Origin of the sequence: Allobosea eneae (genome assembly GCF_042657265.1) — a bacterium.
GTDB classification, from domain to species: Bacteria; Pseudomonadota; Alphaproteobacteria; order Rhizobiales; family Beijerinckiaceae; genus Allobosea; species Allobosea eneae.
In genome coordinates this window covers 227,824-240,812 of sequence record NZ_JBHSLW010000010.1, presented here as the reverse complement: position 1 = coordinate 240,812, position 12,989 = coordinate 227,824, and the positions used below count along the sequence as shown (strand labels likewise).

Genomic DNA, 12,989 nt, shown 5'->3' with positions numbered 1-12,989 from the left:
TCAAGCCCTTGATGCGCGCGCCGCTGACCGACCCGTTCGGCCGCGACATCTCCTATCTGCGCATCTCGGTGACGGATCGCTGCGATTTCCGCTGTGTCTACTGCATGTCCGAGGACATGGCCTTCCTGCCCAAGCGCGACTTGCTGACGCTGGAGGAAGTCGACCGCGTCGCCAGTGCCTTCGTCTCGCGCGGTACGCGCAAATTGCGGATCACCGGCGGCGAGCCGCTGGTCAGGCGCGACATCATGAACCTGTTCCGCTCGCTCTCGCGCCACCTCGCCTCGGGCGCGCTCGACGAGCTCACCGTGACCACCAACGGCTCGCAGCTCGCCCGCTACGCGCAGGAGCTGGCCGATTGCGGGGTTCGCCGCGTCAACGTCTCGATGGACACGCTCGATCCCGAAAAATTCCGCAAGATCACGCGCTGGGGCGACCTGTCGAAAGTGCTCGCCGGGATCGAGGCGGCCCGCGCCGCCGGCTTGCGCGTCAAGATCAACGCGGTGGCGCTCAAGGGCGTCAACGAGGACGAGATCGAGGGGCTGATGCAGTGGGCCCACGGCCTCGGCATGGACCTGACGCTGATCGAGGTGATGCCGCTCGGCGAGATCGAGCCCGCCCGGCTCGACCAGTTCCTGCCGCTTTCGATGGTGCGGGCCAGGCTGATGGACCGCTACACGCTCGACGACGACCCCTACCGGACCGGTGGCCCTGCCCGCTACGTCCGGGTGCGCGAGACCGGCGGCCTGATCGGCTTTATCACGCCGATGACCCATAATTTTTGCGAGAGCTGCAACCGCGTGCGGCTAACCTGCACCGGCACGCTCTATATGTGCCTCGGCCAGGAGGACGCCGCCGATCTGCGCGCCCCGATCCGCGCCTCCAGCGACGACGCCCTGCTCTACCGGGCGATGGAAGAAGCGATCTCGCGCAAGCCCAAGGGCCACGACTTCGTCATCGACCGGCGCCGCCCCCGCGCCGCGGTCGGCCGGCACATGAGCGTGACGGGAGGCTGAAGCCCGTTTCGACGTCCAAGGCAGCTGGCCAAGCGAGCGCAGGTCGATTGGCCAGCCCGTCCCTGTCGCGCTTTCAGACGAACTCCAGAACCTGCGAAAGCGGTCGACGCGGCTTTTGCGGCCAGTTCTCCGGAGTGGCATAGCCAACTCCGACAAGCATCACCGGAACTTCGTCGGGGCCGAGTCCGAACTCCTGCGAGACAGCGTCGGGATCGAAGCCGATCATCGGCGATGAGCCCAGGCCCAGCGCGTGGGCGGCGAAGATGAGCGTGCCGGCTCCGAAGGTCGCTGTCCGGACCGCCTCGTCGCGCTGGCGCCAGGGCTGATCGCGATACAGATTCCGGGCCCCCGCCTCCCATCCAGACACCATCGTCGCAGGCATGATCCCGGCCGCGACGACAGGTGCTAGACGCTCGGCCAGAACACGTTCATCCGTCAGCTGGCCGCAGATGATGAACGTCACGGCCGCCTCCGTGACTTTCGCCTGGTCCCAAGCGAGCTTGCGCAGCCTGGTCTTCTGCTCCGGGCTCCGGACCGCGACGAAGCGCCAGTTCTGCAAGTTGAAGGAGGTCGGCGCCCTCGTCGCGAGCCTGACCAGTTCGCTGATCTGGTCGTCGCTGATGCCGCGCGACGCATCGAACAGGTTCGTCGTGCGGCGCTCTTCGATTGCCGAAATAATGGGATGGGTCATGACGTGTCCTTTCAGGATGCAAGACATGGTTCACAGTCCGCCGGCACGAGCCCGCGGTGATGGGTTTCATGGCGAGGGAGGAGGCTCAGGCGGCCAGAACCGTCCTGCGCAGCGGTGCCGCGCGAATGTCCGCTGAGCGCGAGAACGCTCTAGGCGATGCTGTCGACGACGCCGCCATCGACCCGCAGGGCAGCACCCGTCGTGGCGGATGCCTGCTCGGAACTGACGTAGAGGATCATGTTAGCCACCTCGTCGACGCCGGCGGCCCGCTGGATGATCGAGGAGCCACGATGGGCACGGACGAAATCCGCCGCCACCTTCTCGAGCGTCTCTCCCGTTCGTTCGACGTCAGCCTTGAGCATGTCGGCGACGCCTTCCGACAGTGTCGGGCCGGGCAGAACCGCATTGACGGTTACGCCCGTACCGGCAAGGCGCTTGGCAAGCCCTCTGGAAATCGCCAGCTGGGCGGTCTTGGTGAATCCATAGTGGATCATGTCGGCAGGGATGTTGAGCCCTGACTCGGAAGAGACGAAGACGATCCGCCCCCAGCCACGCTTGACCATTGCCGGCGCGTAAGCGCGCGCCAATCGGACGCCGGACATAACATTCGTCTGGAAGAACGTCTCCCACACGGCATCGGGCGTGTCGAAAAAATCTTGCGGCCCGAATACGCCGAGATTGTTGACGACGATGTCGAAATCGGGGTGCTGCCGGATCAGTTCCTCGCAGCCTTCCCCGTTCGCGAGGTCGCCTGCAAAGCCCTGGACGCGGCCTGCCGGATCGGCCAGCCGCGCGATCGCCGCGTCGACGCTCGGCTGCGTGCGGCCATTGATGACGACTGAGGCGCCTGCCGCCAGGAAGCCCTTGGCGGCGGCCAGCCCTATGCCAGCGGTCGAGCCGGTGATGAGAATCCGCTTGTCGGTGAAGTCGATGAGCACGATGAACTCGCTTTCGTCTGACCGCAGTTGATATGCAGACACTATAATTCCCAATCGCTTGCTGCATAATCATGCCGATTGACAAATAAGTTTACGAGCTTTTCGAAAAATGGACCGGATCGACGCGCTTCGCCTGTTTCTCGATGTCGCCGAAAAGGGCAGTTTCTCCGGCGTCGCGCGCCAGCGTGCGCTGGCGACCTCGACAGTGGCGCTCGCCGTCAGCCAGCTTGAACAGGAGCTCGGTGCCCGGCTGATCGTGCGTTCGACGCGTCGCCTGGTTTTCACGCATGAGGGGGCGTCGCTGCTGGCCGACGCGCGCCGCATCGTCGCCGAATGGGACGTGGCGGTGGGCAGCCTGCGGGAAAACGGCACGCTGGCTGGGCCGATCCGGCTGACAGCCACCAATGACTTCGGTCGCACGCGGCTGCGGCCCCTGCTGGACGCCTTTCAACGACAACACCCAGCCGTTCACATGACGCTGATATTGAGCGATGACACTGTGGACCTTATCGAGGAGCGCTTCGATCTGGCGCTACGCAGCGGCCCGCTTCCGGATTCGCGCCTGCGTGCCCGCCTGCTCATCCGCGGGCAACGTCTCGTATGCGCGGCGCCAGGCTACTGGGCGCGAACAGGCAAACCCACGCATCCGCGCGATCTGGCACATCATAACTGCCTCATCCTGGCACGGCCGGGCGCGCCTCTGTCAGCCTGGCCTTTCCGCGACGGTGGCAAGCACTTCGTCGTCAAAGTGTCGGGCGATCGCCAGGTCAGCGACGGCGACGTGCTGCGGGAATGGGCGTGTCAGGGGCTTGGCGCAATCCTCAAGAACGAGTGGGACATTCAGGACGAATTGCAGACCGGCCGACTGGAAACGGCTCTCGACAGTTATAATGCCGGCGACATCGATCTGTACGGTGTCCAGCCAGCAGGGCCTGCGAACCGGCGGGTGACCGCGCTCGTCGAATTCCTGGCGGAGGCCCTTGCCAGCCCTTCGCCGCGATCATCATTTCCCGGCTCGCCCACAATGGCTGTCAGCTGAAAGGCTGCGCTCAAGGCCGACGCATTCCGTCCCTGCTCTCGTCGCATCTTGCCCGATACGCCTTGTGCACTAGTATACATGCCAAGGCCGCAGCGAAGCAGGCCAGCACAGGGAGGTAGCAATGACCCATCCGACTCGGCGCGGCGTGATCGCCGGCGCTTCCAGCCTCGCGGCGCTCTCCGCCGGCGGAGCCTTCGCCCAGAGCGCGCCTGCAAACCCGGTGATGCTCAACATCATCGACGTCGCCGGCAATCTGCAGCTTACCCAAGCTTCAATCGAGAAGTTCGCCAAAGACAATCCGAAGCTGATCTCGCGCCTGAACTTCTCGCGGGCGCCCTCGCCCGAACTGCCGGCTAAGCTCAAGGCGCAGCAGGACGCCAACCGCGTCGACATCGACATGGTGCTGACCGGCCCAGGCGCGATGTCGGACGGCATCCAGCAGGGCTTGTGGGTCGACGTCTGGAAGTCGCATACGGCTAGCTTGCCCAAGGCCGAGGAGATCTATCACGAGCAGGCGCTGATGATGCAGCGCAATTTCGGCCAGAACGAAGGTGTCGCCGTCGTCTATTCGCCCTCCGGCCCGCTGTTCGAATACATGGCGGACAAGATCAAGACGGTGCCAAAGACGGCCGAGGAATTCCTCGCCTATGTGAAGCAGAACCCCAACCGCTTCACCTATGCCCGCCCGCTCAACTCCGGCCCCGGCTGGACCTTCCTGCAAGGCATGCCCTACATCCTCGGCGACAGCGACCCGAGCGACCCGATGAACGGCTGGGCCAAGACCTGGGCCTATCTCAAGGAGCTCGGAACAGCGATCGACTACTATCCGACCGGCACCGCTGCGACGATGAAGGAGCTCGGCGACGGCACGCGTGACTGCATCGTCTCGACGCTGGGCTGGGACATCAACCCGCGCGCGCTCGGCATCGTGCCGAAGGAGGCGAAGGTCTTCACCATCGCCAATACGCACTGGATTCCCGACACGCAGTTCATGTGCATCCCGAAGGGCGTGGCTGCGGAGAAGATTCCGGTGATCCTGGCGCTGATGTCGCATCTGCTGAAGCCGGAATCGCAAGCTGCGACCTATGACAAGGGCTATTTCTATCCCGGCCCGGCGATCAAGGGCGTGACCCTGGCGATGGCGCCGAAGGAGAGCCAAGACGTGCTGAAGGAGTTCGGCCGGCCCGAATATGACGGGCTGATCTCCAGCCTGCCGACCCGCCCGCCATTGACGCCCGAGCGTCTGGTCGCCGCCTTCCGGCGCTGGGACCAGGAGATCGGCGTCGGCCACGCACCGAAATAACATGCGCTTTGCTGCCATCGGCCTCGACCACCGCCATATCTACCATATGGTCGGCGGCCTGCTGGAGGCCGGCGCGGACTGCGCCGGCTTCGATCCTGCGACCAGCGATCCACGCGTGCTCGTCGGCTTCCGCGAGCGCTTCCCGCAACTGCGGGAGGCGCAAGCCGAGACCTTGCTCGACGATCCCTCGGTCGATCTCGTCGTCTGCGCCGGCATCCCTTCGGAGCGGGCTAGCCTCGCCGTCCGCGCGATGCGCGCCGGCAAGGACGTGATGGTCGACAAGCCTGGCGTCACCAGCTTCGAGCAACTCGCCGAGGTCGAGAAGGTCGTCGCAGAGACCGGCCGCATCTTCTCGGTCTGCTTTTCCGAGCGCTTCATCGTCCCCGCCACCATCGTCGCCGGCAAGCTGATCGCGGACGGCGCGATCGGGCGCGTGGTGCAGACGGTGGGGCTCGGGCCGCACCGTCTCAACCGGGCGATCCGGCCCGGCTGGTTCTTCGACAAGCGCTATTTCGGCGGCATTCTCACCGACATCGCCTCGCACCAGATCGACCAGTTCCTGCATTTCACCGGCTCGCAGGACGCCGAGATTGCCGCCTCCGGCACCGGCCATTTCGGCCTGGCCGACCTGCCCGATTTCGAGGATTTCGGCGAGATCCTGCTGCGCAGCGACCGGGCGAACGGCTTTATCCGCGTCGATTGGTTCACCGCCGACGGGCTCCCGACCTGGGGCGACGGGCGCCTCACCATCCTCGGTACCGAGGGCACGATCGAGCTGCGCAAATATGTCGACATCGCCGGCCGGCCGGGCACCGACCATGTCTTCCTGGTCGACAAGGCCGGCACCCGCCACATCGACGCCAGCAGCGAGCCGCTCACCTATTTCCGCAACCTGATCGCCGACATCGCGGACCGCAGCGAGACGGCGTCGACGCAGCGGCACATGTTCACGGTCTGCCGGCTCGCCTTGCATGCGCAGGACCGGGCCGTGCGCCTGCCCGTCAGAGGAACCGAGCCAAAGTGACACGCAAGATCGGCATCGCCGTCATCGGGCTGGGACCGGCCGCCCTGCCCCATTCGCGCAGCCTGGTCGACCTGGCCGACAGGGTCGATGTTCGCCACGTCGTCAGTCGCTCGCAGGAGCGGCTCGACGCCTATCGCGCCCAGTTCCCCTTCCCCGGCAACACCGACATCGACGCGGTTCTAGCCGACCCGGCCGTCGAGGCAGTGATCGTCTTGACGCCCCCGGCGAGCCATCGCGATGTCGGGGCGCGCTGCCTCGCCTCCGGCAAGCATGTGCTGGTCGAGAAGCCGCTGGAGCTGACCGTCGCGCGCGGCGAGGAGCTGGTCGCGGCGGCAAGGCGCGTCGGCAAGGCCTTCGGCGTCGTGCTGCAGCACCGGTTCCGGCCGGCGAGCCTCAGACTCAAGGCGGCGCTCGATGGCGGCGAGCTCGGCTCGGTCGAGGCCGGCCTGCTGCAGGTGCCATGGTGGCGGCCGCAAACCTACTATGACGAGCCTGGCCGCGGCACGATGGCCCGCGACGGCGGCGGCGTGCTGCTGACGCAAGCGATCCATTCCTTCGACCTGTTCCGCTCGCTGGTCGGCGTGTCCAGGGTCGTCGCGGCGCAGGTGCGCACCACCGCGCTGCACCGCATGGAGACCGAAGACTATGTCGGCGCCCTGCTGGAGGCTGGCAATGGCGCCCCAGTGACGCTGGTGACCACCACCGCGGCCCACCCCGGCCATCCCGAGCGTATCGAGATCATCGGCAGCAAGGGCCACGCGGCATTGGTCGGCGGGCGTTTGCAGCTCTCGTTCCTCGATGGCCGCTCCGAGGTGGTCGAAGCCGAGGGCAATACCGGCAGCGGCGCCAACATCATGGACTTCCCGCACGACGCCCACCGCGCCGTGATCGCCGACTTCCTCGATGCGATCGAAGCGGGTCGCGACCCGGTGGTGACGGGCGAAGAGGCGCTGACCTCGCAGCGCTGGATCGACGCCATCCTGGCGGCGGGGAAAGACTGATCACGCCATCCTGTACGCCATGCGCACGCCGCCCCAATGGCGGCCGGCGACGCGCACCGGCGCATCGACCTCGCGCACCAGCTGGATGCCGGCGCTGCCCATGTCGCGGTGGTAGGACTGGATGATGAAGGGTCGCGCCGAACGCGCGGCCGTGATGCCGGCACGATCATCGAAGATGCGGCGGTCGCGGCTATAGGCGGGATCCCAATTCGGATCGCCGGGCCGCTGCGGCTGCGAATATTCGGGGTGGTGCACCGGGACATAGCCGTTGCGGTCGATCGGCAAGGTGAAGACGAGGCGCGGATCGCTCGCCTTGGCTTGCGCCATCACCGGCGGCAGGATCGCCTGCAGCACGGGCAGCGCCCGGTTAATGAACTGGCGCGGATTGGAGTTCGGCACCGGGATATAGTCCGTGTCGAACAGGTCCTGCTCGCTGAGGCGGCCGGTGCGCAGCGCCGCTTCGAGCAAGGCCGCGACGCGATGGGCGAATTCCTGCGCCTGCTCGATCAGCGGGCGATAGCCGTGCTCGATTTGAGCAAGCCGCCGATGGAGGGCCGCATGCGCTTCCTCCTCGCCGCGCTCGAAAGCGATGTGGAGGCCCAGATCGCTGCGCGCCATCACCCGGCAGGGCAGCGGCGGCAAGCCGTCGATCGCAATTGAGCCCCGCGCGCGCTGCTTTAGCTCTGGGTCTGCGATCGAGAGCAGCGCGCCGCCGAAACCGAGATCAATAGTCCGCCCTGCGATGCTGCGCCCGGCAATATCGAACCTGACCGGGCACTCGGCCGGGAAGCGATCGTGCTGGCGTCGATCGGCGAAAACGGTATGGCGCAGCGTCGGCACGAAGCGCTCCAGCAGCCCTTCCGCCTGGCGCGCGCCGTCGGCCAACGCCCGCCTGGCGTCGATGTTCTCCTGCGCTGCGGCAAGCGCGACGCGGTCGACCTCGCCGACGCGGTCGCGCACCGTATCGATGAAGCGGGCGGTCGCCTCAGCGCTGCGCGACAGTTCGGCCGCGGCTGCCGCCTGTTCCTGCGAGGCCTCGCCGACGGTCGCCATCACCGGATTGACCTCCCCGACCAGGCGGAAGGCGTCGGTGACCACGGCGGCGGAGCCCTGGGCAGCCTGATTCAGCCGATCGACCTGGCTGCGGATGTGGTCGACCGCATCGCGCACCCCGAGGGAAAGCGACTTCACCTCCTGCGCCACGACGCCGAAGCCCTTGCCGGCCGCGCCGGCACGGGCGGCCTCGATGGTGGCGTTGAGGGCGAGCAGATTTGTCTGGCGGGCGATCTCGGCGATGGCGTCGACGATCGAGCGGATCTCGCTGGTCGCAACCGCGAGCCCGTTGATCATTGCCGTCGCCTCGGCGGCGCGCTCGGCGGCGTTGTCGAGCATGTCGCGTGCACCGAACATGGCGGCACCGACCCGCTCGGCAGCCTCCGACACCTGTAGGGTCGCGGTCGCCAGCGCGGACGAATTCTCGCTCGCCTGCAGCGCTGCCTCGCGCAATTCGGCCATCCCGCTGCGGATTTCGCGGGAGCGGATTTCCGAACGCTCGGAGCAGTGCTCGGCTTGGTCGAGTCCGTCGTTGAGGCGACGCATCGCGGCGACGACGTCGCTCTCCAGCTCGTTGATCGCCTCGCTGATCGACGTCTCGGCGGGTGTCGCAGGCGGCGGAGGCGCCGCTGCGGCTTGCGACGCAGCCGGCGCGGCAGCGGGGCCGGCGCGGCCCAACAGGCGCCAGACAGAGCGAGCAAGCATAGGCATTCCCGAGGCGAGACAGGATAAAGGAGCATGCGCCCGGCAAGGTTAACAAAAAGCTGCGGCGGTGAGCTCAAGGCGCGATTTTCCGCCACGCCGGGCACCATCCCTGCCCCGCGTGCAGATGCGCTCACCCATTGCGCGGGATGGACCCGAAACGCCCGCCCGCCTAGATTGCAGGCAGATCAGACCGGCGAGCTGAGCCGGCTTCTCCAAGGACCCGCGATGAGTTCCTCGCAATATGACGTGATCGTCGCCGGCGTCGGCGCGATGGGCTCGGCCGCCTGCTGGCACCTGGCGAAGCGCGGGCTCAGGGTGCTCGGCCTCGAGCGCTTCGATCTCGGCCACGCCATGGGCTCCTCGCACGGGCTGACCCGGATCATCCGCCTCGCCTATTTCGAGGGCTCGCACTATGTGCCGATCGTCAAGCGGGCGCACCAGCTCTGGCGAGAGACCGGCGACGCCGCCGGGCTGAAGCTGCTGCATGTCACCGGCTCGCTCGATCTTGCGCCAGAGGGCCTCGGCCCGGTCGAGTCCTCGCTGAAGTCCTGCATCGATCATGGGCTCGAGCATGAGGTGCTCGATCGCGACGAGATTTCCCGCCGCTTCCCGGCTTTCCAGCTGCCGGAAGGGCATATCGGACTATGGCAAGCGGACGGCGGCTTCGTCGCCTCGGAGAAGGCGATCTACGCCCATGTCGGACTGGCGCAGTCCAAGGGCGCCGAGATCAGGACCGGCGAGCCGATGCTCGACTGGCAGCCGACCGCCGATGGCGGTGTCACGGTCAAGACCGAACGAGGCACCTACTCGGCCGGCCAGCTAGTCATCACCTCCGGCGGCTGGATCGAGGACGCGGTGCCGGCGCTGAAGCAGCGGGTCAGGACGGTGCGGCAAGCGATCGGCTGGTTCACCACGCGCAAGCCGGAGCTATTCCGCCAGGGCGTCTTCCCGGTCTTCATCCTCAGCGTCGAGGAAGGCAATTTCTACGGCTTCCCGCTCTACGAGCATCCTGGCTTCAAGCTCGGCGGCCCGCATTTCGGGCGCGAGCCGATGGACCCGCGCGATCCCGACCGGACGCCGAGCCCGAACCAGCTCCGCCTGATCCGTGAGTGCTTGGCACGCTACATCCCTGACGCGGCGGGTGACCCGCTGACGGTGAAGGGCTGCATCTACACCGTCTCGCCCGATGAGGGCTTCATCATCGATGCGGTGCCCGGCGTGCCACAGGCGGTGTTCGCCTCGGCCTGCTCCGGCCACGGCTTCAAATTCGCCAGCGCGATCGGCGAAATCCTCGCCGACCTGGCGACCGAGGGCCGCTCGGCCTTCGACCTCTCCGCCTTCTCCCTTTCCCGCTTCGACGCCTGAGTTCGCTCAAGCCGACCAGGACCCCGCTTTGGCCACCGCCGCCCAGAACCGCCGCGGAATCATCGCCATGCTGACGGCGATGTCGCTCTTCTGCTGCAACGATGCCCTGATGAAGCTCGCCCGCGAAGCCTTTCCGACCGGGCAGGCGGTGACGCTTCGGACCGGCTTCGCGATCGTGGCGGGGCTGGTCATGGTCGCGATGATGGGCGACTGGCGCAAGCTGCCATCCGGGCTGAGACCCCTGGTCCTCGGCCGCGGCGCCGTCGAAGCGCTGTGCGCCGTGACCTTCATCTGGGCGCTCGGCCTGCTGCCGCTCGCCAACATCACGGCGATCCTGATGGCCTCGCCGCTGCTCATCGTCGTGCTGGCGGTGCTGCTGCGGATCGAAACGGTCGGCTGGCGCCGGACGATCGCGCTCGCGGTCGGCTTCGTCGGCGTGCTCATCGTCATGCGCCCGAGCGCCGACGGTTTCAGCCTCGCCGCGCTGATCGCCCTCGCCAGCGCGTTCCTCGTCGCGATACGCGATCTGATGACCCGGATGATCGGCGACGACGTGCCGTCGACCGTGATCTCGCTGACCACGACAGTGATCGTCGGTTCCCTCAGCCTCAGCCTGGGTACGCTCGAAACCTGGCAGTCGCCCTGGCGAATCGAGCTTCTCTATCTCGGCCTCGCCGCGCTGCTGGTGACGGCCGGCGGCTTCTGCATCATCAGCGCCTTCCGCAACACCGATGTCGGCGTCGTCGCCGGCTACCGCTATTCGGTCGTGCTCGTCGCCGTGCTGATCGGCTGGCTGGTCTGGAGCGAGACGCCGGATCGCATCGCCTTCGCCGGCATCGCGCTGATCGTCGGCAGCGGCCTCTACACCCTGCACCGCCAGCGGGTCCGCCCGGATTCGCAGCTGAAGCCGGAAGGTGACAAGCCGCTATGACAGCGAAGCCTTCCGTTGCCGTCCTCGTCGCGATCTCGACCCTGCAGCCGATCGCTCTCAACATGCTGGCCCCGGCCACGCCGGCGCTCGCCCGCAACTTCGCCACCAGCTACGCGACGATCCAGCTGACGCTGACGCTGTTCCTCGTCGCGGTCGCGCTGACGCAGCTCGTCGTCGGCCCGCTTTCCGATCGATTCGGGCGTAGGCCGTGCGTGATCACCGGGACCGCCGTGTTCATGGTCGGCTCGGTGCTCGGCGCCCTGGCGGAAACCACGGGCACCCTGCTGCTCGCCCGGATCCTCGAAGGCGCCGGCGCCGGCACCACCTTCGCCCTCGCCCGGGCGATCATCCGCGACACGGCGAGTCGCGACGAGGCGGCCAGCCAGATCGCGACGGTGACCATGGTGATGGTCGTCGCACCGATGATCACGCCCTATCTCGGCGGCCATATCGAGACCGGTTTCGGCTGGCGCATGATCTTCTGGGCAATGGCCGCAGTGGCCGCGATCGTGCTGGTCATGGTCCAGCTGCGCCTGCCCGAAACGGCGCCGAATGTCGGCATGCGGACCTCGATCACCGGCATCTTCCGGGCCTTTCCGGACCTCGCGCGCGACCGCGGCTTCATTCGTAACGTGATCGCGCTGGCGATGACCTCGGCCGCCTTCTTCGCCTTCATCGCCGCGGCGCCGTTCATCGTCGTGGAGACGATGGGGCGCACCTCCAACGTCTACGGCGCCTATTTCATCCTCAATGCCTTCGGCTACATGGTGGGCAATTTCGCGATGTCCCGATTGGTGCTCCGGCACGGGACGGCGAAGATGGCCTGGATCGGCCTGATCATCTCGTTCGTGGCGCTCACGGCCGCGTTCGCGATCGCGCTGACAAGCTGGTGGACGCCACTCACCCTGTTCCTGCCGCTGGCGATCAGCGCGATCGGCAACGGCCTGACGCTGCCGGGCGCAACCGCCGCGGCGCTTTCGGCGCGCCCGGAGCTCGCCGGATCGGCCGCCGGACTCTCGGGCGCGATACAGCTCGGCTCGGGCGCGCTGGCGGCCGCCCTGATCAGCGCGCTGGTGGCGCATTGGCCGCCGGCGCTGATGGCGATGATGTGGCTGATGCTGGTCGTCGCTTTGCTGGCATTGCGCAGCGAGCCGCGTCAGCGAAAGGACTGATCCACAGCGCCTTGCACCGCGCAATGTTGTGCGGCATGTAGCATTCGTATAACCGCCCTTCGCAAACCGCATGATGCGGCCGCACGCAATCCACGAGGTCAGGGAGGACTGAGGTGGAAGGACCCCTCGCTTTGAGCCGCGCGATCGACAGCCTGAACCGCAAGATCGGTCGATCCGTCGCGTGGCTGATTCTCGTTGCCGTCATCGTCTCGGCCGTCAATGCCATCGTTCGCAAGCTGTTCAACGTCTCCTCGAATTCCTGGCTCGAGCTGCAATGGGTGCTGTTCGGCGCGGTATTTCTGCTCTGCGCGTCCTGGACGCTGCAGGTGAAGGAGCACATCCGCATCGACATCGTGAACAACCTGCTGCCCAAGCGCGTGCAGCAATGGATCGACCTGATCGGCCATCTCTTCTTCCTGCTGCCGTTTTGCGCGCTGATCGTCTACCACTCCGGCCCGTTCTTCCTGCGCTCCTATCAGGTCAACGAGCAGTCGCTCTCGGCCGGCGGCCTGCCGCAATGGCCCGCCAAGGGGCTCGTCATCATCGGCTTCTTCCTGCTGCTGCTGCAGGGCATCTCCGAGGTGATCAAGCAGATCGCGATCATGCGCGGCAAGCTCGACGACGACGAGACGCTGCGCGGCCATGCCGCCGCCGCCGAAGCCGAGGCCCAGCGCCTGCTCGAGCAGGCCCGGGCCGAGGGCCTCGCCCCGTGAACCAAGCCGCCGTTTCCCGGACCCGTTCCATGATCCCAGCC

12 protein-coding genes are annotated in these 12,989 nt (G+C 66.9%); 9 read left to right on the top strand and 3 right to left on the bottom strand.

From position 1 onward, the window contains the following. The first annotated feature begins 11 nt into the window (after positions 1-11). Positions 12-1,013: a GTP 3',8-cyclase MoaA gene (moaA, locus tag ACFPOB_RS09345; protein ID WP_377797948.1), complete on the top strand. Its 1,002-nt coding sequence runs from the start codon at positions 12-14 to the stop codon at positions 1,011-1,013. 73 nt (positions 1,014-1,086) lie between these two features. Here the strand turns inward: moaA and ACFPOB_RS09340 are convergent, their stop codons facing one another. Further along, entirely contained in the window at positions 1,087-1,704 is a 618-nt protein-coding gene (locus ACFPOB_RS09340; protein WP_377797729.1) for a nitroreductase family protein, read from the bottom strand. Positions 1,705-1,853: 149 nt separating this feature from the next. Then, positions 1,854-2,642: an SDR family NAD(P)-dependent oxidoreductase gene (locus tag ACFPOB_RS09335; protein WP_377797727.1), complete on the bottom strand. Its 789-nt coding sequence runs from the start codon at positions 2,640-2,642 to the stop codon at positions 1,854-1,856. Between the two features lie 109 nt (positions 2,643-2,751). Here ACFPOB_RS09335 and ACFPOB_RS09330 point away from each other — a divergent pair, with 109 nt between their 5' ends. The 4 genes from ACFPOB_RS09330 (at position 2,752) to ACFPOB_RS09315 (ending at position 7,009) form a co-directional block, all read left to right on the top strand. Beyond that, positions 2,752-3,681, top strand: a complete 930-nt coding sequence (locus tag ACFPOB_RS09330) for a LysR family transcriptional regulator (protein WP_377797725.1) — start codon at positions 2,752-2,754, stop codon at positions 3,679-3,681. Positions 3,682-3,802: 121 nt separating this feature from the next. Next, positions 3,803-4,984, top strand: coding sequence for an ABC transporter substrate-binding protein (locus tag ACFPOB_RS09325; RefSeq protein WP_377797723.1), 1,182 nt, complete (start codon positions 3,803-3,805; stop codon positions 4,982-4,984). A gap of 1 nt (position 4,985) precedes the next feature. Continuing rightward, on the top strand, positions 4,986-6,008 hold the full coding sequence (locus ACFPOB_RS09320; protein WP_377797721.1) for a Gfo/Idh/MocA family protein: 1,023 nt from the start codon (positions 4,986-4,988) through the stop codon (positions 6,006-6,008). Beyond that, a complete protein-coding gene (locus ACFPOB_RS09315) occupies positions 6,005-7,009 on the top strand; it encodes a Gfo/Idh/MocA family protein (RefSeq protein WP_377797719.1) in 1,005 nt (334 codons plus the stop codon). The genes ACFPOB_RS09320 and ACFPOB_RS09315 overlap by 4 nt, the downstream gene beginning before the upstream one ends. Here ACFPOB_RS09315 and ACFPOB_RS09310 read toward each other — a convergent pair whose 3' ends face one another. After that, on the bottom strand, positions 7,010-8,767 hold the full coding sequence (locus ACFPOB_RS09310) for a methyl-accepting chemotaxis protein (RefSeq protein ID WP_377797717.1): 1,758 nt from the start codon (positions 8,765-8,767) through the stop codon (positions 7,010-7,012). Positions 8,768-8,992: 225 nt separating this feature from the next. Between ACFPOB_RS09310 and solA the strand changes: the two genes are divergently transcribed. The 4 genes from solA to ACFPOB_RS09290 all read left to right on the top strand — a co-directional run bounded on the left by solA (position 8,993) and on the right by ACFPOB_RS09290 (position 12,948). After that, entirely contained in the window at positions 8,993-10,132 is a 1,140-nt protein-coding gene (gene solA / locus ACFPOB_RS09305) for an N-methyl-L-tryptophan oxidase (RefSeq protein ID WP_377797715.1), read from the top strand. Between the two features lie 28 nt (positions 10,133-10,160). Next, positions 10,161-11,063: a DMT family transporter gene (locus tag ACFPOB_RS09300; RefSeq protein ID WP_377797713.1), complete on the top strand. Its 903-nt coding sequence runs from the start codon at positions 10,161-10,163 to the stop codon at positions 11,061-11,063. Further along, the gene (locus tag ACFPOB_RS09295) at positions 11,060-12,235 is read left to right on the top strand and encodes a multidrug effflux MFS transporter (protein WP_377797711.1); all 1,176 of its coding nucleotides are present in this window, start codon (positions 11,060-11,062) and stop codon (positions 12,233-12,235) included. The genes ACFPOB_RS09300 and ACFPOB_RS09295 overlap by 4 nt, the downstream gene beginning before the upstream one ends. Positions 12,236-12,348: 113 nt before the next feature. Then, positions 12,349-12,948, top strand: coding sequence for a TRAP transporter small permease subunit (locus ACFPOB_RS09290; protein ID WP_377797709.1), 600 nt, complete (start codon positions 12,349-12,351; stop codon positions 12,946-12,948). The last annotated feature ends 41 nt before the right edge of the window (positions 12,949-12,989 follow it).